Source organism: Sphingobacterium sp. UDSM-2020 (genome assembly GCF_016132525.1).
In the GTDB taxonomy this organism is placed as follows: Bacteria; Bacteroidota; Bacteroidia; order Sphingobacteriales; family Sphingobacteriaceae; genus Sphingobacterium; species Sphingobacterium anhuiense.
The window spans coordinates 4082440-4105552 of record NZ_CP066166.1 but is presented as its reverse complement, the minus strand read 5'-3'; the positions used below and the strand labels follow the sequence as shown (position 1 = coordinate 4105552).

Here is a 23113-nt window from a genome sequence, read left to right as displayed (position 1 = left end):
TTAGTATTTATTATTTCCGCCTTTTTCAAACAGGTCTAAATTTCGATCTTAAATTCCTTTACTATAAAGTGAACTTACAGAACTCTCCCCTGCATTAAATCAATATTGAACAGGATGAACACGCAAGAATGTTGAGCAACCGGTTATCTTATAACGTGTCCATCCTTATTCAATATCCAAAGATAAATAATAAAGCTAAATATATTAGGTTTAATTTGCTATAATTTTTAGTCTATTTTGATACTCAATATTTTAAAATTAGGGTGCTCCTATCATTTTATTGTATTACGGTTTCCCGTATATATTTCTTTTGATTTTATGTTATTTTCACAGATTAATAGAAAACTAAAAATTCTAAGATATTATCAACAGCAAGCCTTGTTTTTGCAAAAAGGTCTACATATCTTAGGTGAAGCAATTATTAACGAGAGTAAAGTTAGATTAGATTTAAAGCTTTTGGATCATTCCCAAGTCTCATAAAAGTTTACACCTTTTATGGTAAACTAGCATGCTTATTAAGATCATATTATAACTCTTACACATAATATAAACGATAGAAAATATTCCATGAAAGAAGCTAACCTTATTTCCATTGTAAATGCATACAGAAACTTAGACAGCCCACTCTTCAAATCTTATATAGAACACTTCAACATTCAAATAAAAAGTGATGAAATGGAAGATCTAGAAAGTTTAATACATAGTATTTATCATTTGAACACAAATATTGCTATTTATGAGGGCTATTACTTGGGATATATCATACCTCAAATTGGGAAGGAGTTTGATTTATTGCGAATTGGTCCTAATTATATTATAAATATTGAATTGAAGAGTATAAGTACCCATGAAAAGATTAAGAAGCAATTAGAAAGAAATCGCTATTACTTAAGTTTTTTGGGCAAAAGGATCTATACCTTCACATATGTTTCGCAATCTAAAAAGCTATTTGAGATGAATGAGCGTAGTGTTCTTTCTGAAGTAACAATAGAATATTTAATTGAGGTATTATCACAGCAAGTACTTGAAAAGATAAATGATCTTGACTCTCTATTTAATCCAAGTAACTATTTGGTTTCCCCATTTAATTCAACACGTCAATTTATCGGAAATAAATATTTTTTAACATCTCAACAAGAGGAATATAAAAATTTAATACTCAAAAAACTTGACTCTAAGAAATATGAAATTTTAGTTATAAAAGGTAAAGCAGGCACAGGAAAAACACTTTTAACATATGACATTGCTAAAGAATATATTTCAAAAAGCAAGAATATATTAATAATACATTGTGGCCAACTTAATCTTGGTCACAACACTTTACGTGAAGAATATGGATGGAACATACATCCTGCAAGGGATACTTTTAAAATTAATTTCAATAGAGTCGAATTAGTAATAGTAGATGAGGCACAGAGAATATACCCAAATCAATTAAAGCATATTGTTGAAACAACTGCCAAAGAATCTGCAAAATGTATCTTTTCATATGATGGCCAGCAATGCTTAAGAAAAGAAGAAATTGAAAACAATAACGAAGAATATATCGATAGTGTATTAACCTACTCTGCATTTGAATTGACGGGAAAGATTAGAACTAATAAAGAAATTGCCTCATTTATCCTTTGTCTTTTTGACAAAAGAAGGCAAATTGAAAAAATCAAGCATCCAAATGTTGAATTGAATTATTTTAATAATCATCAGCAGGCAAAAAAATTCCTCTTAGAAAAGCAAAAAGATAATTGGAAAGTTATTAATTATACACCATCGAATAGACACAAGTTACCCTATGACTTATTTAGTATTGAAAACAATCAAGATAATGCACATACTGTAATCGGTCAAGAGTATGACAAGGTACTAGCAGTTATTGACAAACATTTCTATTATAAAAACGAAAAGAATCTATCAACCAAAAATTACCCAAATCAACCCTATTATCACCCATCTAATATGTTATTTCAGATTATGAGTAGAACAAGGTTAAAACTTGGTGTGGTAATAATAAACAATAGAGATATACTGGAAAGATGTTTAAGTATTGTAAATGCGAATTGATATTGTTTAATCTTGAAATTAAGGGTTTTTAAACGTGATTTTACTGACTGTTCATCCTCTTGTTTTAATCTATATATGGCAGGCTTAATCTCGCTCTCCCCTGCCAATTGGATGTTTTATTACATTTGACAATAGTTTATAGCGAGTAAATCCTAACAACCTAATATCAACAAAAATTATCAGACATAATGATTCACTACTAATAGAAAAACATCAATGTATATATCTAAAGTAACTCTCATCAATTATAGAAATTTTGCAAACGCATATTTTAACTTCAATAAAGGAATAAACACCATTATAGGTGAAAATGGTTCCGGAAAAACCAATGTTTTTAAAGCAATCAGACTACTTTTAGAAGATGCTTCTCTACAGTTTGCCTATAAACTTACCGAGGGTGATTTTAATAGAACTTTAGATAAGGGTAGATGGAAAGGTCATTGGATTATTATCAGCATTGAATTTGATGAATTAAATGATGAGGAGGCCATTCAATCATTGTTTATTCACGGCGCAGGAGTTTTAGAAGAGGACTATGTAGAAAAAGCTACTTACAATCTTTTTTTTCGACCAAAAGCGGATATCAGACAGAAACTTTCTGAGTTAGCTGAAGGAGATACAGCAGGATTACAAGCTTTACTTGACGATATTAACATTTTAGATAATTACGAAACTTTTTTTACAGGGAAAAGCACTGCAGATTTTAACGACCCAGAAGTTTACAAAGAACTTGTAGGCGATTTTGAAAAAGTAATTTTTCCTGCCTCTATTGATACATCTAAATTTGGCTCTAAAATTCCACATCAATTATCTGTTACAAAGGAGGTTTCTTTTACTTTCATACAGGCACTAAGAGATGTCGTTAGTGATTTTCATAACAACAGAACAAATCCGTTACTTACCCTTTTAAAAAATAAAAGTGGTGATATAAAGGATGTGGATTACAAACCCATCAGTGATTTGGTAAACGAATTGAATGAAAGCATTGAAGCGCTCCCTGATGTACAAAATATTAGAGATGATATTAAATCTACTATTCAAGATGCTGTAGGGCTTACTTATTCACCTTCATCTTTATCGATAAAATCCAGCGTTCCTGATGAAGCAGAAAAACTGCTACAATCTTTGAAATTATTTATAGGAGAACCTGGCGAAGAATATGAAGGTGGTATCCACGAACTAAGTTTAGGTGGCGCTAATCTTATTTTCTTGACCTTAAAACTTTTGGAATTTAAGTATCGAAAAGCAAAAGATACTTTTGCTAATTTTTTAATTATTGAAGAGCCGGAAGCCCATATTCATAATCACATTCAGAAAACATTATTTGACAAATTAGATTATGATGATACTCAAATTATATATTCCACACATTCTACTCAAATATCTGAAGTAAGTAATGTTGAAAATATAAACATCTTAGCTAAAAAATTAAATTATGCTGAAGTATATCAACCTTCAATAGGGTTAGGTGCGGAAAACATCAATCAAGTACAACGCTATTTAGATGCTGTTAGAACCAATTTGTTATTTGCTAAAGGTGTAATTTTGGTAGAGGGTGATGCTGAAGAAATTTTAATTCCAATAATGGTAAAAAAAGTTCTAGGAGTTAGCCTTGATGAACTTGGCATCAGCTTAATCAACATTAGAAGTACAGGTTTCCAAAATGTTGCTCAACTTTTTCACGTAGACCGCATAAAAAGAAAGTGTGCTATCCTTACAGATTTAGATGCTGCCATCTGTAATACAACCGAAAATGCTGATGATGATGTTGACTTGAAAAAGTATAAAAAGAAAGTGGCTGGTTCTCAAAACAAGGGTGTTGCGAGAAAAATAAAATTAGATGCATTTGAAGCTGGTAACACTTGGATAAAGGCTTTTTATGCAAATCATACTTTTGAAATTGATTTTGTTACCGCAGGAAATGAATGGGAAGTTATACAAATAATCGATCAAGTTTACATAGACCAAGCGACAAAAGATCAATCGACTACAGATTTAGAAAACAAGGATGTTGCTATTTACGGTAAACGTGTATTAACAATGGCTAATCAAGAAGGTAAAGGTTGGTTTGCAATTATGTTAGGTAAACACGTTTCTTTTAAAACAGTAATACCAAAATATATTCTTGATGCTATCTTTTTTGCAAAAGAAACCTATTCCTCAAACATTGTTGCTGACATTATCCAGTATAGAATGAATAAGCATTTTGAAGCTGATAATGCCTTCGATTTTTCAAGTTGTAAAGTGGAACTTTTGAAATATAGAAATGGAACAAATAAATTGGAAGACTTAGCTTTTGACTTCGACCTCGTTATTCCTGACGATCAAATTTTAACGTTAATAGATAAATTGAAATAGTTATGTTTATTTGGGGAAAAGATAGTATCAATAAAGAACAGGAAGATGCAATTCTTGAAAACAACAGCGTACTTCTTATTGCTTGTCCCGGTAGTGGCAAAACAAGAACCCTGACATTCAAAATTGCGTATGAATTAAGCAGATTGAAGTCCGACAAGGAGTTCGTAATTGCTATAACATATACTAACAGAGCATCTGAGGAAATCAAGGAAAGAGTTGAATTATTAGGCGTAGATACAACACAACTATGGATAGGCACTATCCATTCCTTTTGTATGGAATGGATTTTAAAACCATATCATTTATATTCTGAAAGATTGAAAAACGGCTTTAAAGTTATCAATTCCTTTGATTCAGAAAAGATTCTAACCGAATTATGTCTACCCTATAAAGAAGAAAAAATAACATATTATGACTGTGGCATACTTGCCAGAACAGATAATTTTTCCTTAACCTGTCTGGATAAAAAAAAACATAAATCTCTACAAAAAATTCTATCGGAATATTTTAGTATCCTCAAAAAAAATCAACAGATTGATTTTGAACAAATTTTATTCTTTGCATATGAAATACTCAAAGCAAAACCGCTTATAGCTAATATTCTATCCAAACTATTTCCATTTATTTTAATTGACGAGTACCAGGATACCAAAGAAATACAGTATCACATTATATCTAAAATATTAAGCATAAACAAAGGCACTTCAAAAACATTAATTGTAGGTGACCCAAACCAAGCTATTTATGATTCGCTGGGAGGATATCCGATGCCCAAAGATGAATTAGAAAAATTATTAGGATTTGAACTAACTCCATTAAGCCTCGAAAAAAACTACAGATCATCTTCGGCTATCATAAGCTATTTTGATTATTATAAAACTTTCGAAACTCCAATTGTAGCTTTTGGAAAAGGAAAAGATTATCCGAGTTCAATCACATTCAACTCTATCATTTCAGTAACTGATTTAGTTGAAGAATTAGCTCAATTAATAATATTTAATGTTGAAAAAGCAGGAATTAGCCCCAATGAAATATGCATCACCGCACCACAATGGGTGCACATAGCAAGCATTACAAGAAAGCTGATCATCAGACTTCCTGATTTTAGTTTTGACGGACCAGGAATGGCACCATTTTCTCGGGATATTGATAATTTTTGGTTCAAAGTTTCAAGAGTTGCATTGACGGAACCCTCTCCTTTTATGTATGTAAGAAGATTAAGGTGGAGCAAGGAAATATTAAATGAATTGGATTTTTCAGGAGTTGATGTTTCAAATGTGACTAGTAAGAAGTTTTTGAAAATTTGTAATTCTTTGGATATTATTGAAACAGATGGATTAACTTATCTAAGGACTTTCTTTAATCAAATTTGCGAAAAGCTTAAAATTGTATTACCCAATTTCCCGGTGTTAGATGAACATTTCATTTCATTTTTTGCAAGTTCTGAAAGTAGAATTAAGAGGCTTATTGACGAAGGAAATGAGTATATAGGTGATATTGAAAACTTCAAAAAGGTATTCAGACAGCGTGATGGAATCACAGTCTCCACTATCCACGGTACCAAAGGCGAAGAATATGACACAGTTATTGGTTTCGCATTATTAGACGATTACATTCCGCATTTTAGTGACATTAATGGTGCGGCTAATTCTAAGAAAATGCTTTATGTATTAGCATCTAGAGCAAGAAAAAATCTTCATTTAATATCTGAAACTTCACGTGCTATTAATCGTTATAAACCAGATGGAAAGTTCCCTACCCCTCACCTTTTAAAATATAACTATCCTTATTCAAAATTAAATAATCAATAATATTTATGGAAGAATCCACACTCTTACAAAATGGTTATTTCCCAAAGGAACTACCTCCATCTTTCAATACTAAGGAATTAGCTAATAACTATTCTGTATTGAGATCCAAATGGACAAAAGTTTTTAATCTGCTAAATAAAGAGGAAAAACAAAAATATAAAGAAACTAACTCAATAAAATATAGTATTCCTAAAAATGGATATATTAGGCGGGTCTTAAATATCCCAAATCCCTTCTCTCAAATACAATTAACGGAAGTAATAACCTTGAATTGGAGCGACATTCAGAACAAGCTAAATGACTCTACTATATCTTTCAGTAAACCATATTATAATCCATTTTCTAATAGAGCTTTTATTACCAAAAAAAATTTTGGAGATTTCACAAAAGAGCGTTTAATATCTTCCGCAGACATGCTATTTGAAGTGAAAACTGATATTTCAAGATTTTATAACAGCATTTATACTCACTCTATTCCTTGGGCACTTCATGGAAAAATGGAGGCAAAACAAAATAGGACTGATAAAAATTTATTAGGAAACAAATTAGACAAGATTCTCCGCGAAGGAAATTATGGACAAACTATTGGAATACCAATTGGACCAGATACATCGTTAATTATATCTGAATTAATACATAGCGAAATAGATAAAACTATACAGTCCACTTTTCCTAAGATAAAATTTTTACGATATATTGACGACCTATACGCTTATTGCGATAAGTTATCAGATGCTGAGATCTTTATAAAAAAATACCAAATATTATTAACAGAACATCAGTTAGAGCTTAATGAAGAAAAAACTATTATTACAGAAAAAATATTTGAATTTGAAAATAAATGGACATCTCAACTATCGACTTTCAAAATAAGAGAATTTTCAGGACAAGGAACAGATATAGAGAGATTTGCATCTATCACCTTTGATCTTTATAAGAAATATCCAAATGACTCAATATTATTTTACGCTACTCAAATCTTATCAAAAAAAATAATACAAAATGAATATTGGGATATCTTCCAAGCTATACTTTTTAAAATCCTGCTGGTCGAGCCAAAAGCAATGGAACCTATAGCAAAGATTTTCGTTAAAAATGAAGGAAGAGTAGATAAAAATACTTTTAAAGGTATTTTAGGGAAAATAATAGACACAAATATTGGAAACAATCATAATTACGAAGTGACATGGGCCTTATGGTTAATGAAAGAGTTTTCTTTTAAACTAACCAAATCTAGAGCTGATATGATTGTGAAATCAGGAGACTCTGTATCAATTTTAATATTGCTTGATCTCAATTCAAAAGGTTTGATAAATCGTGCGTTTAATGTTAATAGCATTAAAGAAATCATCAAGTTAGAGGATTTAAATGGTGAAAAATGGTTGTTAATTTATGAGTCAATTTTAAAAGGTTGGATCGATCCTGAAATTGATCCAATATTAGATAATAAATTTTTTAAGTTGATGAGAGAAATGAATATTTCATTCTATGATGATACATTCACTTCAAGACCCGAAGAAACAGTTGAACCAATATTTGAGCCCTCACCCCATTATGCTGGCCCTTTTGGCTATAGACCAATGATGTAAATTATGAAACTACACAGTAATTTTATATCAATTACACGTTCATTATAATTGACTTAATTCATGAAGAGTAATATTAAAGCATTATATGAATTAGCTGTATGGGGATACTTAGTTGATAAAAAGGAATATGAGTTAATTATTCTTAAGGGACATGTCATATTAGATTTCGTACTTACCGATTTCCTATCTGAGTTCGAAAATAAAAAATATACTGATATGTCATTTTACAAAAAATTACAGATTTTTAAAGAACTAACCTTTGAAAACCAGTTTAAGCATAATTTTATTATTGAGTGTTTAGATCGATTAAACTTAATTCGAAACGAAATAGCACACGAATCATTATTTGATTTAGAGAAATCAAATATATTAATTTGGTCTGAGAATATTCACATTAATTTAAGTGGCGCTAAATTTTCGAAGTATACCAAACGCACTAAATTTATTCATTCATTCTCAATATTAGCTATTAATATATTAGAAATGGACAGTCTAAAATATAAAATGAATTCTCAGATTAAATATTAAACTAACTCTACGGCCTGTAGTTCCGCTGCAAGTCGATGTAACCCATCCTCAATCTTCTTAAGCTGGGGTTGACGCGGTTTTTTGAGCCCCGACGAGTAATGTTGCAACTGACGTTGATTAATGCCTGTAATCTTCTCTAAAGCAGAATTGGTAAAGATGCCCTTGTAATAGGTAAGAAAACTCTCTGCATCAAAGTGATACACAATATTATATTTGCCTTTTAGAATGGAAGGTATATTCTCTGAAGTAAACTCTTCAGTAATTATTTTAATAGCATCTAAGATAGATTGTTTTGCCTCTTCAACAGTATCGCCACCGCCATAGATGCCTTCTGCATTCTCTGCATAGGCACTAAACATATCTGCACTACGCTCAATAACAATTTTTAAAGTTTTCATATTTTGCTCCTTTCTGTTTTCATTTGGGATCTAAGGCTTATTTAAGCCCTAGATCCTTCATGATTGTTTTACGAAGTCCTTCTCCCATCTCTTTACCTCCATGATATGGAACAGAACATTTTCTTCCATCCTTCTCATAAATATAATGAGATCCACTACTGCGGATAAGGTTCCAGCCTTTTTTACGTAAAAACTTGTGGAATTCACTAGATTTCATCTCGAAATTAATTTAAATGTATATGGATAAATTATCCCTTAAAATATCATACACATCTCGAATACCACAACACAAAGGTAGTACAAATACTACCAAAACAAAAATATTTTTTACTTTAATTTTTACCTTGGATATAACTACGCATTAATCCTATAGAATCACTCAGATTAATTTCGCAAAACTTAGGGTTATGATTATTTTCTGGATGATGAATCTGATGACGGATGTATTCCGTTAGAGTTACCTGCTCCTCTCTAATATCACCATTTCTAAAAATTTTATTGTAAGCTTTACGCTCTTTATCCAATTTATAATCATCTAACCAAGCCTCAGACTCAATAAACCCAAAGAGTTCATTATGATATTCATCCGAAATCTCTCCAAATGCCGTATAATTGACCTCATTTAATGATGGATATGGCAAACTATTAACATCAACATTTAAAATCAATTTATGTCCATCATCATCTATTGAAATAAGTCTTAAATTATCAAATTCGAGGCCTTTTACAACATTTGAACTATGTGTAGTCAAAAGAACTTGAGTGTTATCAGCCTTAGATAACTCAATAAATGCTTTAATCAGTACTTTTTGATGTTTAGTATGTTGAGAAGTCTCTGGCTCCTCAATAGCATAAATAATTGATCGCGAATTACCTGTCTTTAATCTTCTCTCAGCTTCAGCTCTAAAGAAATTTAGTAGTACCAATCTTTTTACACCACTTCCTCGTTTATTAATTGGTATATCTTGATCACCACAAATAGAAACGTTTCTAAATACATCAACCCACTTCAATGATTCTCTTGGGGGAATAACTGGAGTAAGTGAATCTGCTATATCAGAATTCATTTCTCTTAGTTTTTCTAAAGTACTTGCAACGACTTCATTTAAATGTTCTTCAACCTTTTGAGCAACTTCTTGTAGTGAAGCTATTATGCCATCATTTCCTAAAATTTGTTTCACAGCCTCCTTCATTGGATCTTGAACCTCACTATCACCATCGCTATTTTTACGATCAGATTGGAATAATGAATATTGAGGTAGAAAAGTTTGAAGTTGATCCCAAATCGATTTTGTTTCTCCTTTTGACACATCAATCTCTATCTCTTTTGCATTAAGATTTCCATTAAAATGATCCCATATTGCTTTTCTTAAAACAGCATTCACTGTTAAATTTTCACAATTAATATCGTTGTCTTTAACTATCTTTTTTAAATCGGCATTCTTTTTAAGAAGTAAATCACAACAGATCTCATTTTGAGGATGTAGAGCTCTAATAAAAACTTTCTCTTTGCCAGCATTTGGATATTTTTTGATTACTTCAAAATCCCCATTAGAATTTAATAAAAACTCATCCGCCAATTTTGTCTTATTAGTAACATCCAAAATTACTTCTTCTGGTAAACCACAAAATACAACTGAAATAACAATTTCAGTATCTCCACCCCCTAAGGCAGTTTTGTTAATATCTTCTTTATCTAACTTTATTATACCCTTCCCTTCATTAAAAAAGATGTCTAATGCCTCTAGTACAGTAGATTTTCCAATATCATTTTTACCTACTAAAACCGTAAGGTCATCGATATTGATTGTTGTCGGCTGGAAATAGCCTCGAAAATTTTTTAAAATAATTGATTTTAACTTCATAATTATGCTTTGTTAATTGTTATAACTTGGTTATAAATTGTTCATAAATTTCATGTAAAGTATAAATTAAGAATTGCTTTTATATACTGGAAACCTTAAAGAATGAACCCTTTTATTTCATAATAGCAGCTTATTTAGTTTAAAGAAAAATTTCCGGATATACTTTAACCAAAAATTGATATGCTTCAATATTTTGATCAATATTTTCAAGATCAAATTCTATAACTTTCCTTGATACTGTTCCCTTTTTATCTACTCTTTTTAATTCGTCTCCTAATCTAGTTTTCTCAAAAACATCTTTTATATATATCCATAAATCTTTGTTATTAGATATAATCGGCATCATGTACTTTACCCAACTTCTTTGATTTGATTCAAGCATATTCATCTGTATAGCAGATTCAATAAACTGAAGAAATCTAAATTTACCTTTAACAAATTCTATTTCTAAATCATCTTCACAAAATGAAAAGTAATGCAACCTTAAGAAGTCTACTTCAGAAGAATTCTCCTTAATAAAAACTTCATCAAAGGCCGATATTTTATATTTTCGTAAAAAAACTAATGGAAGAATTTTATAAAGATGTATAGACAAATTTTTGTTTAAATACAAATATTGTATAACACCATGTCCGGAAATATCCTTGGTATTTATATTAAATTGTATGTTTAGACTGCATAAAATTAACTCAACAATTGTAGTTTTTGGATCCTTATTGATCCAAACATATTCCTTTATATAATAAAGGAATAATGGTACACCAGATTTTACCAGGTTAAGATCAATTTGCCTATTTAATTCCTCTATTTCTAAAACATCAAAATTGCTAATAGTTTCTACCATTCTATAAAAACTATAATCTTGATTTCTCCAGCGATTAATTTTTTCCCTTAAAGAAGATATTGCCGCTGCTGCATTTTGTTTTGCTTGCTTGTTTTCTACATCAGCGAGACGTAAAACTTCTTCTTGTTTGAATTTTAAAATTTCTGTCTCAACATTTGTTTTCATCCACAAGTAATCATAGAAAAAACAGGAAATTTCTACTTCATCAAATTTTAGTTTATCAAAATTTATTGAGGTTTCATACCATTTTTCTTTATATGAACCAATGTCATTAAAAGGTATTTTGTAATGACAATTTAGTTCTAAACGGCTTGTTATATGTTCATTCAAGATAAAAAGGTTTTGATGTTTCCAAATATATTTCACATCCCTTTCAAAAGATTTTAATATTACAGCAGAACCCTTTATATCCAATATCCAAATTAGATAAATATTGTTCTTTTTATAGAATTGATACCGATGTTGTATATAATGCAGTGGTAATGGAGATAATTGGATTTCAAAAGCAACTTCTTTATTATCATATTTACAATATACATCAGGTCTCCTTCTCTCACCACCCTTCATTAGAAATTTGGTATCTATATCAATAGAATCTAATTCAACATTTGGTTCATCATACAATAATTTCCCAATTAGGTTTTTCAATTCCTTATGTCTCGGGCTTTCTTTTGCTAATCTTACGTCTTCATAAGCATTCAGTAATTCATTACTGATATTTTCATCTTTATAAATACAATAAATAAAACTTGACTTATGACGAAAATATACATTATCCAAACTACTAAAGGAAACAACTAGATTTTGACAACATTCTACGCATGAGTATCTGTCTAAATCTTTATTATATAAGCTTCTAACATCAAATCCTTCGCGTTGGCTTCGAATTATTTCATCAACATCAAACGCTTTATTTAAAATATTATCAAAAATTCTTTTTATAGCTCTTTCTTTCATAGCTTACATATGCTACATATTTACCTGTAAATTATAACTGGTATTTTACAATTATTGTTTAACATTTATCAGTCTAGATTTCAAGGTCAGAAATGGTTAATAATCTTTATCCTTTTTAGAAATAAATAGAAAATTGCATTATAAAAAAGAGAACTTAGATTCTTGGCTTAATATTTTATTCTCAAAATCAACCACAATATAACGTGAAAATTAAACATTAAAAAATAAAAAGTAAAATAGTTCTATTCACCATTAAATCCCTTCAATAATCGCTAACCTCAGGTTAATCAGTTTCTGCACAGCTTCAAGTTTTAATTCCTCAGCACCGAAGCCTCGTTTATCTTTGGTACAAGAACTGCATGCTGAAGCATCCAGCTTATTGCTAGAGCCACATAAACATTCCCATACCTCTTTGCCCGATGAAAACATGCCCTTTGATTCTTTAGCGGTAACTACTTCTGGAAATAGCTGTAACAAGCCCTCTCCTTTCAATGTCTGTAGATAGGCAATATCTTGAGCGGAATACCAGTCTTTGTCTAAGGTAAGTACCTTCAATGCCGCCTTTTTTGCTAATAAAGATCCTGCTAACAGTTTCGCCACTTGATCGTAATCGATAAGATTGGAACTGCTGATAGCTTTGCTAATGATCTTAAACTGCGCACCGGTTAAATCATCGGACAGCAACTGTCCATAGAGTATGGCTATAGCTTGATCTTTGTCCAGGAAATCAAAATAACGGAAGAGCGTGGCCTGACGGTCTATAAATTCTTGATCCTCCCCTGTTTCATTCATTGCTTTGAATAGCAGGGGTACAAATTCGGTCAATCGGGATGTGGCTATAAATTCGGCTGTAGCATTGTCCATGGTATAGATACCGGTATAGCGTTCTATGATCAAGCTTGCTTTGACTTTGTTCTTAATAACTGATCCATCGATATCTCCACCTACCGCTTCTGCTTGTATATGTTTAATTTCATTGAGCAATACAGGTGTACCGATAGCGGTAATCATAAACGATCGGCGTTCCTTTGCACGAGAGTTCATCAATATTGACGATGAAGCCTATAACTGCATCTGCCCGATACCTACGGGCATTTTGCTTTAAAGACTCCACTACGCTCTTATATAGCTCCTGTAGTTTGTTTTCATAATTGCGGGAGCGTCCACCGAAAAAGTCGACAAAGCTAGCTCCTATTTCACTCAAAGCATTGGCTCCAATAACAGCTGTTGCTGAAATGGGATCAAAATAACGCAGGACTTCTCTCCCCTCGATGGTATTGGTACTGGTAACGATCATGGTGTATGATGAATACTGTTTTAAAAGCCCGAAAATAAAAGATTGCTTTGATTAAAAAATACGGGAAGCCGTAAGGATGGTATTAAACGCATAAAGCCATTCTTGACAGAATGGCTTTATTTGTTATTTTTATGATCTACGATCGATCCGCGGAACAAAGACTTACAAAGCTTCCTGGGAGAGATAAAACTCACATCAAAATCATCAATCCAATAAGTATAGACAGCTTAAATTGTGGAAGAATATTTACCATGGTGATTGGCATTGCACAAAACGACAACTCTATTCCTCCATGGTTGCGGCCCTAAAACAAAAGAGCCTCCCTCTAACTGGCAGAGGGAGCAATTTGGTTACTATGTTAATCTTACAAGCCGTAAATCAAAGAGTGGTCAAGGTGCTAATAGCCCAGCATTTCTAAAGTTTGTTTTTAAATCCCTTAGCTCAGTGAGAATAGCCTGCATCTCTATCTGTGAATAAACGACAGATGGAGAAGGCGCTGAATCCAATGATGAGACTGCCTCATTGACGAAACCTTTCATTGTAGTCGTAGCCTGAGGTTGCATATCTATAAATGCTCGAGGCGTACCGTTGCTATTGTAACCTCTAAAATACAATTTGTCTTGATTATAGGCTTTATATATATCGAAGCTTCGTAACCAGCCACCCGCATCGTTGCTTCCTTTTATGAACGATGCAATCATACCTTGCGCCGTAGGATATCCAATACCCGATGAAATGGTAGTCAGTCGGATTCCTGAATTTTCAAAGAAATCTTGTGTAGGCTTCTCACTTGCCTGAGATGTTAATAGCGCAGCATCAGATCTATAAAACGGATAATTAGAAGACCAAGAATTATTATAATAGTAAGGTTTTGCCCCGTTTTGAGTTACTACTGGAGCACCTGATCCATTCAGTATATTATTTTGAACACTACCACTATAACCAAATCGTAAATGATATGTCGGAGTTCCCCCTCTTATTATATTATCAGTAAAGTTAAACCTATTCGTTGATATACTAACTTTTTCTCCATCTCCCCTTGTCAAAACATTACCTTTAATATAGAAATTTGACGTATTTGCATTTCCAAAAATACACCAGGAATTTTGTACTGTAATATTGTTGTTCTCAATTATTATATCAGTAACAGGATTAATAACATTTTCACATACTAAATTGATACCTGAAAGACCAAATGAAAAATTATTATTTATTATCCTAACATTCGATATATTTCCTGAATTTGTATTAAAGTTATTAATAACGCCACGACCACTCGTCACAATATGGTTATTTTCGATTATACAATTATGGATATTATCCATTAATGTCATCCCTGTGAAAGTTGAATTTATACAAGTATTGTTTAATACCAAACTACCAGTGCTAAATCTTAGATACAATAAACAATCTCTGGTCTCATGAAAATTCATGAGACCGCAATTGATAATTTTATTGTTAATAATCTTGTTTGAATTATTAGAATAGCCGTTGAGATTTCCTTTGTCAGAAATAGCAGAGAATATGAATCCTCCAGTTACAATGGATTCGGAATCCGGATGTATTTCAAGATTTTCGATTATATTATTTTGAGCTAAATTATAAGAGCAGCCTTTATCAAAATCTATTCCTGTTGTAGTTTTCCCAGTAATATAACAATCTTGAACAGTATTAGAAACCGTACCTCCACCAGCAAATTCAACTATATCCCAAGGGAAATCACCTTTGATAATTAATTCATTAAAGATATTACCTTCCACCTTATGCACAAAATTTTCGGTTGGTATCTGGTCCAACCAGTTTGTATGCACTCTAATGGCAAAATTACATTTAGCTGTTGTGTTCTGTATAATTGAACATTTATTAAATTTACAATTGGTTACTGATCCTATTCTGCCCTTTAGAAGCATATCTTCTGTATCCTTCGCTTGTAAAAATAAAACCCCTCCAGTAACATTTTGGATTGAGCTACCATTATTTACAAAACTGATGCTTTCTACTGTCACTTCATCACAACTGGCCAAAAATACACTGTGAGATATTCTAGTTGCTCTTTCTTCTCCATTTTGATCAATTTTAAACTTGACTAAGGATGACTTGTTACAATTAAATACAGCAATTATAGTATCTTCAATAGAAAAATCACCATTTATGGTAGCCTTAATAACAGATGAATCTCCATTTCCCTTAAGCGTCGTGTCAGAGGGGAAAAATATTGTGCTATTTATATAATGAACATGATTAGCTAATCTGACTTCACGGTAGCTATTTAATAAATATTGTAATTGGGTCGTAAAGTCCCCCGAATTCTGACATCCAAAATAGGAAGTATCAACATAGTTGGTAAATTTATGTTCTAGTTTTACATTTGTAGCAGTGATTACTCTCCCACCATCATCAGGATCTGTAGTAGTGCTCAGATAATAAATAATCGGAGCTGGTGTATCACCTTTTTCGTAATAACCCAATAACTCCACTCCTGCATATGTTGGGTTTGTGCCTTGCAATGATGCGATTTCACTTACAGATAGGTTTCGCATATCTGCCATCGTGCTCTTAATTAAAAATTGATTTGCCATATTTTATGTTTTTTAAATTTGTAGAACAAAAGTATAGCTAACCCTAAGGGGATCTAAGAAGAACAGCTGTTATCTAAGCGGTAAATGAGATCTACCGAAAAGTTGGTCATCTTGAATAATTCATCTTGAGGAATTATGGTAAAAAGAAAAACCACATCTTACGACATGGCCTTAACTAAACATATGATTAAACAGTATATTACTTATACGAATTGATCGATTGGGATATTTTCCAATTACCGCCGTCATTCACTAAAGTCACGAGATCGGTTTTGGTAAAACCTTCAAACTGCATGGTTACTTTGGCTATCATATAGTCTGCTGACTCCTGTACGATAGTGATACTTGTTTTACAATTCAACTGCTCTCCTTTTTGCTTTTTCAAAAAGCTGATAACTTCTGAACGGCTGTTAGTTTTATCCTCTGATGCCTGTACTTTTTGACTAAAATCTGCTGTAAACAACTGCTCTACTCCTGCCGATTGACCTTCTGTCATAACCGCAACGTAATGATCAATGGCGAGATCTACTGTAGATAAATTGACCACCGTTTTTTTAGGGTTTGATACCTCTGGTTTGCCTGCTGCCATAGTGAATGTAGATACTGCGATTAAGGCTGCTGCTGCGAATGTTTTTGCTAGAGTTTTCATAATGTCTTTATGTTATATTGTTAGTTTTTGTTTCTAATTGTTGATTCAAAAGTAGGATGTAAATCGTCCCAACCCTATGGCAATTAGACTAAACCAACTAAAAACTCGGTGAATGATCGAAATGAATAGGTGAAATTATTTTAAACTTTTTTGAACTATTCTATTCGACAGGTGTTATTATTATACGAAGCGATAACAAACATACTTTCACCATGAAAGTATAAAACGATAAATGACGTAGTACAGTAAATAAATCCAATTGCTTGAAAACAATTTGGATGATGAAACAAAAAAGAGGAAACGATAAGAAACATAAAAATTACTGTGCAGTTAAACGCCAAGATAAAGGGTCTAATGAGAATTAGGCCCTTTTGATGTATATGGATTCTCAAGAATTCGCAACTATTATCCATGATGTATATATGGTATTTATTCGTAACTTAATACGATTAACCTATATACTTACAATAATTAAATCTATGTATTCAAGCGGTATTAAATATAGTTTAGCTAGATGCTTTGTAATTGCTTCATTATTAGCTTTAAGTTTTATCGCCAAAAGCCAAGAAGATAAAGAGGTTGTATTTATCTCGTATGAAAACTTTCTACCAACGCCCAAAATTGGTGTATATAAGTTTTATGAAGAACTTTTGAAAGCTTTTCCACATGCTAATGGAAGAATTATTATAGAATTCAGTGCAATGAAAGACAGCAGTGTTTTAGATTTAAATTCTTTAGGTTATATTAATGGCATAGACTCATTGAAACAAAAATTTGAAAATATATCGAAATGGATTCCTGCAAATAAAGATAATAGACCGATGAATATTAGGAAGAATTATTCATTTCAATTTGGTAAGCTATCTCATATAGGAGATATTGGTCATTTCTTTTATAAAAGTGACTCTGTAGCCGTTTATGATAAGGATCATATAAGACATATTGGAGGACGATGGTTAGATAGATTTTATATTTCTACCGTAGATTATTTTTTCAATAAAGGAAAAATCAAAAAGATTGTCATTAAGAATAACAACCTAAAAGAAGTACGAAGTATTTATGATAATTATAGCTATTACAAATCGCTCGAACAGTTTTTAATTTTCTATTATGGGCTACCTACCAAATATATTCAGTCTCCGAATATCCCTCGTCCCAGTAGTAAACTTTTTTATGAAAAGGTTAAAGAAATTGAAAATAAAGACTATTCGATCTCGTGGAATGATTTTTTGGACGGGGAAATTTTACTGGAAACGACAAAAGGTACAACTCAGTTAACGTATGAATTCTATTAACAGTGTTTAAGCAATAGATATGTACCGATAACGGTGATCATAAACGATTGGGGTTCCTTTGCCCGAGAGCTCATCAATATTGACGCTGAAGCCTATAACAGCATCTGCCCTATAGCTACGGGCATTTTGCTTTAAAGACTCCACTACGCTCTTATATAGCTCCTGTAATTTGTTTTCATAATTGCGGGAGCGCCCACCGAAAAGGTCTACCAAGCTCGCTCCGATTTCACTCAGAGCATTGGCTCCAATAACAGCTGTTGCTGAAATGGGATCAAAATAACGAAGGACTTCTCTCCCCTCGATGGTATTGGTACTGGTAACGATCATGGTGTACGATGAATACTGTTTTAAAAGCCCGAAAATAAAGCATCAGTTTGATTAAAAAATACGGGAAGCCGTAAGGTTGGTAATAAACGCATAAAGCCATTCTTGACAGAATGGCTTTATGCGTTTATTTTATATGATCTAATTGATTTATTTCAGCTTTTCAATCTCGTCGATGGTAAGGCCTGTAGCTTTGGCAATCTGTTGAGTAGACAAACCCATCTCTTTCAAATTCAAAGCCGTCTGAATAGCTTTTTTGTGTTCGCCTTGAGCAATACCTTCTTTTAAACCTCGATCATGTCCAAGACGCTGAGCAGTAGAATAGGTATTCTCTGCATCGCGCTTATGTTTTAAACTTGCTTCGTATGCCATCTTATCCTCCGGTGTTAATTTTGCGACTTCGCCTATGTCAAAGATAAGACCAAATACCCGCTTATCCAAAAAATCCGGTATTTTATCAAGTTTACTCATGTTTTTCAATAGATATAGCCACATATCCATATCTGTCTTTATATCAGCCTCATTCTTATTAAAATTTGGCAATACTAAGAGCTTGTAACCAAGCTTTTCATAAAAAACAAGATTACTTTGCTTATCGCAAAGAGCAACATCATAAAAATACTTTCCGGATTCAGTTTCTCCTAATTCAAACTCTAAGATACCAATAAAATATACTTCGGGAAGTTCGTATGTATTTCCCTTATAGCCCTTGGGTATAAGTTTATTGATAAGCCTGGAGGTATAAAAAACGGTCCGATCTTTAAAAAAATCTTGATATAGCTGTTGCATTTCAATAATGAAATGCTCCCCATCAACGCCGGTACAATAGAGATCGAAAATAACCTTACGCTCATTTTCAACATCGCCATCCTGCTCCACTGGCCGATAATGAAGATCTTGAATAACTTTCTCTCCCTCAAAGAGTCCATTTAAAAATCCAATTAAAATCGGCTTATTTTCTTCTCTTCCAAAATAAAATTTAAAGCTCCAGTCGCCACTAAAACCAACATACTTGCCCACGTTACTCTTTGTCTTTTTCATAATAATATGCTTTGCTTAAATAATTAATGTTGCTAAGCAAACATCAGGAAAACTAAAATTATTAGCCGATTATTAAACGTTTGTAGTCGATAGTAGTCGTTTGTTGTCGGCTAGCTGGCAACAAAAGCATCAACTTGTTAACCTAGTCTTGCTTTCCGGACACAAAAAAAAGCCACATCTTACGACGTGGCTTTAACTAAACATATGATTAAACAATAAATTACTTATAAGAATTGATCGATTGGGATACTTTCCAATTACCACCGTCATTGACTAAAGTCACAAGATCGGTTTTGGTAAAACCTTCAAACTGCATCGTTATTTTGGCGATCATACAGTCTGCTGACTCCTGTACGATGGTGGTGCGGGTTTTACAGTTTAACTGCTCTCCTTTTTGCTTTTTCAAAAAGCTGATAACTTCTGAACGGCTGTTTGTCTTCACCTCAGAGGCTTGTACTTTTTGACTAAAATCTGCTGTAAACAACTGCTCTACTCCTGCCGATTGTCCTTCTATCATAACCGCAGCGTAATGATCAATGGCCAGATCTGCTGTGGATAGATTAACCACTGCTTTTTTAGGGTTTGCTACTTCTGGATTGCCTGCTGCCATAGTGAATGTTGATACTGCGATCAAGGCTGCTGCTGCGAATGTTTTTGCTAAAGTTTTCATAATGTCTTTATGTTATATTGTTAGTTTTATCTTATTTGTTGATTCAAAAGTAGGGTGTTAATCGTCCCAACCCTATGGCAATTAGACTAAACCAACTAAAAACTCGGTGAATGAAGGAAATGGATAGGTGAAGTTGTGAGGATCGATTCAAAATGCTAAATTCAAATAAGTTCTTCTATTTTATTGTATATTGAGGGTTCAATTTATAAGGAAAATGCCAAGATTATATAGCAGCCATCATATCATATACATATTAAAATATACCCTGTTGTCACTAAGTTTGGCGGTAACAATAATAAGTTGTAAAAACAGAAATATTGAAAAACCTCCTCCTGAGCGTGATAAAGCAAAGCAAGAAGCCATAGTAGAAAAATATTTAACAGACAGCGCTCGTCAATACAGCTACTACTCAAAAGAATGGGGAAAATATATTGATATGGGTTTAAAAGAAGATTCTACGATTGCTTATCTCTGGCAACAAAAAGCTATGCCCTTGTTTAAACAAGGAAAATATGAAATGGGCATGCAATATCTTGATAAAGCTGTTTTTTATGACAAAGACAATTACCTAAACTATCGAGGATTTATAAAATGTATTTTTGCTAAGACCTATCGGGAAGCAATAGTCGACTTTGAAGAGGCTATAGCCAGGCATGGTAACGGTCATATAATGGACCACTCCTATAAATTCTACATAGCGCTGAGCTTATTGCAGTTAAATGAATTTGAAAAAGCAGAAGCAATTTTAAAACAAGAAATTGATTTGACGGTTCTAAGAATTGGTGAAGAGTGGATCCATCATCTGGATTTATTTTATTATGGTATCTCCCAGTACGAGCAAGGGAAATATGATATGGCAATAAAAACGTTTGATCGTACCCTAAATAAATATCAACAGTTTTCTGACGCGAAGTATTATAAAGCTGTTTCATTAGTACATCTAGGTAAAACGGAAGCTGCTTCAAAATTACTAGAGGAAGCGGAGCTAGATCGAAAAAATGGATACACGATCAATGAAGATAATGCTATTTATGAACGTTATCCTTATCAACTTAGGTATGACAGTTCTGGTTTATATCAATAATAACAAAATCCAACTGTCACCAACTTTAAATTTGTGCATTAATTGCTAAGAATTTAACATGAACAAAGATAAATCCAAATTATTTAGAAAAGTAAATACTAAGACATTTAATGTTCATCATAAATTTGGTGGAGATTATAAAGACACTCGTAATAGCAAAAAAGAAATATTAGAACAAGCAAAGGGAAAGATGTCTGCTAAAAAAGAGCGCGGTTTAGATTACACACCACTTTACAGATTTTTAATATCCAAAGTTGGATCTGATTGGAACGACGTTTTTAGTGAAGCAAAATCTAGGTTAGATAAAGATGAACCAATATTTGCAATAGTAGCTTTAAAAGAAAACGAAAAGCAAGACTTTGTAAGGATTGGAGAGTCATCCTATTTTTCAGGTCTATATGTTGATAATAACAATATTTTACAATTATCTAATCCTGATCTAAAAGCAAAAGATATGAAACCATTTTGCGCTTGCTGTACACATACATTTAATGGAAAAATATTTGGAACCGAATAGTTACAGTCGTTTCAAAAAAAATTGGTTTTAAAAGTTTAGATTAGTTTGATAAATAGGTATCTTGTGCCTACCATTTTATAGACTACGACCAAATAAAGATGCAACCATTACAAAAACTAGCGCTATTACTCCTACTATCCTGCAATACATCCATAGTATCCGCACAGACATACTTAAATTTAGATTTCGAAACCATGAGTGTCAATTAGATAAGAAAATGGAATACTAAAAACTAAAAAAAAAAGATATTACAATGAAACAAATTATAATACTTGCCATTTTAATATCTTCAATTGGAAGTCTCACTTTTGGTCAGGAAAAAACTACTTAAGTATACTATTTACTGATGGGAAACAGCACAGTGTTAAAATTGAAAAAGTTCTGGGAAATCAATATTATCTAGACTCCTTGCCTGAGAAAGCAATAAATGGTAAAGATATTCTTTTTAATGTTGTTATTCGAAATCCCGCCTACGTGAGTTTTGTTATAGATTCTAATTATCGAACCAATCCTGTTGTATTACATCCTGGAGTAAATATTGTTCAAGCAAGGCTCTTTCAAAATAAATATCAATTAATAAGACGGGATAAATATTTGGAAGAAAATGCTATGGAGCCTATAATAATCTTTTTGCTAATAACTATGACATCTATAAATACATTAGAGATCACCAGTTAGGTAATATGCAGATGAAAGATTCGCTTTAAATTTAAGTTATAATAATACCGATACGGTTGTGAGTATGATAGCAAAGGACTACTCAAGCTCTTATGTTCCCCTTTATAAAGTAGCCCACCTTTTACCATTTGGAAATCGACCAATTTTTCGTGAAATATATAACGGATTAGACACTAACCTAAGAAATAGTAAGATCGGCCAAATCTTGGATTTAGAATTAAAGAAAGCTGAACAGGGATCTATTGGAAACGAGTTTCCAAAGTTTTCTCTGACAAACAGAAATAATGTAGTTACTGATCTTAATACCCTAATTAACAATAATAAATTTACCTTAATTGATTATTGGTATAGTAACTGTGGACCATGTATCGCGCAATTTCCTGTGCTGGCGGAACTATTTAGAACGCATAAAGAAAATGGATTCTCAATTGTAGGAATTTCAGTAGACAAATTTCAATTTTTCAGCTAACTGCAACACCTCTAATATCGCTGATAATTGTTCGATTTTAATTTGGTTAGTCATATTAATTCATTGTTATAATTTGGTATCTATTTTTTTTAAGTACTTAGA

General features: G+C 32.2%; 20 protein-coding genes. 9 read left to right on the top strand and 11 right to left on the bottom strand.

Translation table 11 applies throughout. The annotated features are described in order from the left end of the window. Positions 1-567: 567 nt before the first annotated feature. The 5 genes from JAZ75_RS17280 to JAZ75_RS17260 all read left to right on the top strand — a co-directional run bounded on the left by JAZ75_RS17280 (position 568) and on the right by JAZ75_RS17260 (position 8344). Complete coding sequence (locus JAZ75_RS17280; protein ID WP_208696975.1) at positions 568-2058, top strand: ATP-binding protein; 1491 nt, start codon at positions 568-570, stop codon at positions 2056-2058. A gap of 216 nt (positions 2059-2274) precedes the next feature. Beyond that, positions 2275-4416 (top strand): AAA family ATPase, encoded by a 2142-nt coding sequence (locus JAZ75_RS17275; protein ID WP_208696973.1) that lies wholly within the window; start codon positions 2275-2277, stop codon positions 4414-4416. Positions 4417-4418: 2 nt separating this feature from the next. Next, positions 4419-6227 carry a UvrD-helicase domain-containing protein gene (locus tag JAZ75_RS17270; protein WP_208696971.1) on the top strand — a complete coding sequence of 603 codons (1809 nt, stop codon included), beginning with the start codon at positions 4419-4421 and terminating at the stop codon, positions 6225-6227. 5 nt (positions 6228-6232) lie between these two features. Next, the gene (locus tag JAZ75_RS17265; RefSeq protein WP_208696969.1) at positions 6233-7816 is read left to right on the top strand and encodes an RNA-directed DNA polymerase; all 1584 of its coding nucleotides are present in this window, start codon (positions 6233-6235) and stop codon (positions 7814-7816) included. 60 nt (positions 7817-7876) lie between these two features. Further along, positions 7877-8344, top strand: coding sequence for a hypothetical protein (locus JAZ75_RS17260; RefSeq protein WP_208696967.1), 468 nt, complete (start codon positions 7877-7879; stop codon positions 8342-8344). Here JAZ75_RS17260 and JAZ75_RS17255 read toward each other — a convergent pair. From JAZ75_RS17255 to JAZ75_RS17220, 8 genes are all read right to left on the bottom strand, one after another. Further along, on the bottom strand, positions 8341-8742 hold the full coding sequence (locus JAZ75_RS17255; RefSeq protein WP_208696965.1) for a type II toxin-antitoxin system HicB family antitoxin: 402 nt from the start codon (positions 8740-8742) through the stop codon (positions 8341-8343). The two genes, JAZ75_RS17260 and JAZ75_RS17255, sit on opposite strands and share 4 nt — an antisense overlap. A 37-nt stretch (positions 8743-8779) precedes the next feature. Then, the gene (locus JAZ75_RS17250) at positions 8780-8959 is read right to left on the bottom strand and encodes a type II toxin-antitoxin system HicA family toxin (RefSeq protein WP_208696963.1); all 180 of its coding nucleotides are present in this window, start codon (positions 8957-8959) and stop codon (positions 8780-8782) included. Between the two features lie 115 nt (positions 8960-9074). Further along, complete coding sequence (locus JAZ75_RS17245; protein WP_208696961.1) at positions 9075-10607, bottom strand: ATP-binding protein; 1533 nt, start codon at positions 10605-10607, stop codon at positions 9075-9077. A 139-nt stretch (positions 10608-10746) separates the two neighbouring features. Beyond that, positions 10747-12408, bottom strand: coding sequence for a DUF6035 family protein (locus JAZ75_RS17240; RefSeq protein ID WP_208696959.1), 1662 nt, complete (start codon positions 12406-12408; stop codon positions 10747-10749). 252 nt (positions 12409-12660) lie between these two features. Continuing rightward, positions 12661-13419 (bottom strand): hypothetical protein, encoded by a 759-nt coding sequence (locus JAZ75_RS17235; protein WP_208696957.1) that lies wholly within the window; start codon positions 13417-13419, stop codon positions 12661-12663. Then, complete coding sequence (locus JAZ75_RS17230; protein ID WP_208696955.1) at positions 13382-13705, bottom strand: heavy metal-binding domain-containing protein; 324 nt, start codon at positions 13703-13705, stop codon at positions 13382-13384. Before JAZ75_RS17230 ends, JAZ75_RS17235 begins: the two co-directional genes overlap by 38 nt. A gap of 389 nt (positions 13706-14094) precedes the next feature. Then, positions 14095-16284, bottom strand: coding sequence for a right-handed parallel beta-helix repeat-containing protein (locus tag JAZ75_RS17225; RefSeq protein WP_208696953.1), 2190 nt, complete (start codon positions 16282-16284; stop codon positions 14095-14097). Positions 16285-16483: 199 nt separating this feature from the next. After that, positions 16484-16933 carry a nuclear transport factor 2 family protein gene (locus JAZ75_RS17220; protein WP_208696951.1) on the bottom strand — a complete coding sequence of 150 codons (450 nt, stop codon included), beginning with the start codon at positions 16931-16933 and terminating at the stop codon, positions 16484-16486. 479 nt (positions 16934-17412) lie between these two features. Between JAZ75_RS17220 and JAZ75_RS17215 the strand changes: the two genes are divergently transcribed. Then, positions 17413-18228, top strand: coding sequence for a hypothetical protein (locus JAZ75_RS17215; RefSeq protein ID WP_208696949.1), 816 nt, complete (start codon positions 17413-17415; stop codon positions 18226-18228). A gap of 6 nt (positions 18229-18234) precedes the next feature. Here JAZ75_RS17215 and JAZ75_RS17210 read toward each other — a convergent pair whose 3' ends face one another. The 3 genes from JAZ75_RS17210 to JAZ75_RS17200 form a co-directional block, all read right to left on the bottom strand. Next, positions 18235-18555, bottom strand: coding sequence for a heavy metal-binding domain-containing protein (locus JAZ75_RS17210; RefSeq protein WP_208696947.1), 321 nt, complete (start codon positions 18553-18555; stop codon positions 18235-18237). Positions 18556-18702: 147 nt separating this feature from the next. Then, the gene (locus JAZ75_RS17205; protein ID WP_208696945.1) at positions 18703-19593 is read right to left on the bottom strand and encodes an Rpn family recombination-promoting nuclease/putative transposase; all 891 of its coding nucleotides are present in this window, start codon (positions 19591-19593) and stop codon (positions 18703-18705) included. 220 nt (positions 19594-19813) lie between these two features. After that, a complete protein-coding gene (locus JAZ75_RS17200; protein ID WP_208696943.1) occupies positions 19814-20263 on the bottom strand; it encodes a nuclear transport factor 2 family protein in 450 nt (149 codons plus the stop codon). 214 nt (positions 20264-20477) lie between these two features. On the opposite strand from JAZ75_RS17200, the gene JAZ75_RS17195 reads away from it, so the two are divergent. From JAZ75_RS17195 to JAZ75_RS17185, 3 genes are all read left to right on the top strand, one after another. Continuing rightward, complete coding sequence (locus tag JAZ75_RS17195; RefSeq protein ID WP_132767246.1) at positions 20478-21347, top strand: tetratricopeptide repeat protein; 870 nt, start codon at positions 20478-20480, stop codon at positions 21345-21347. 58 nt (positions 21348-21405) lie between these two features. Next, positions 21406-21864, top strand: a complete 459-nt coding sequence (locus JAZ75_RS17190) for a hypothetical protein (RefSeq protein ID WP_208696941.1) — start codon at positions 21406-21408, stop codon at positions 21862-21864. A 742-nt stretch (positions 21865-22606) separates the two neighbouring features. Further along, positions 22607-23011 carry a TlpA family protein disulfide reductase gene (locus JAZ75_RS17185; RefSeq protein ID WP_232789449.1) on the top strand — a complete coding sequence of 135 codons (405 nt, stop codon included), beginning with the start codon at positions 22607-22609 and terminating at the stop codon, positions 23009-23011. Positions 23012-23113: the final 102 nt, after the last annotated feature.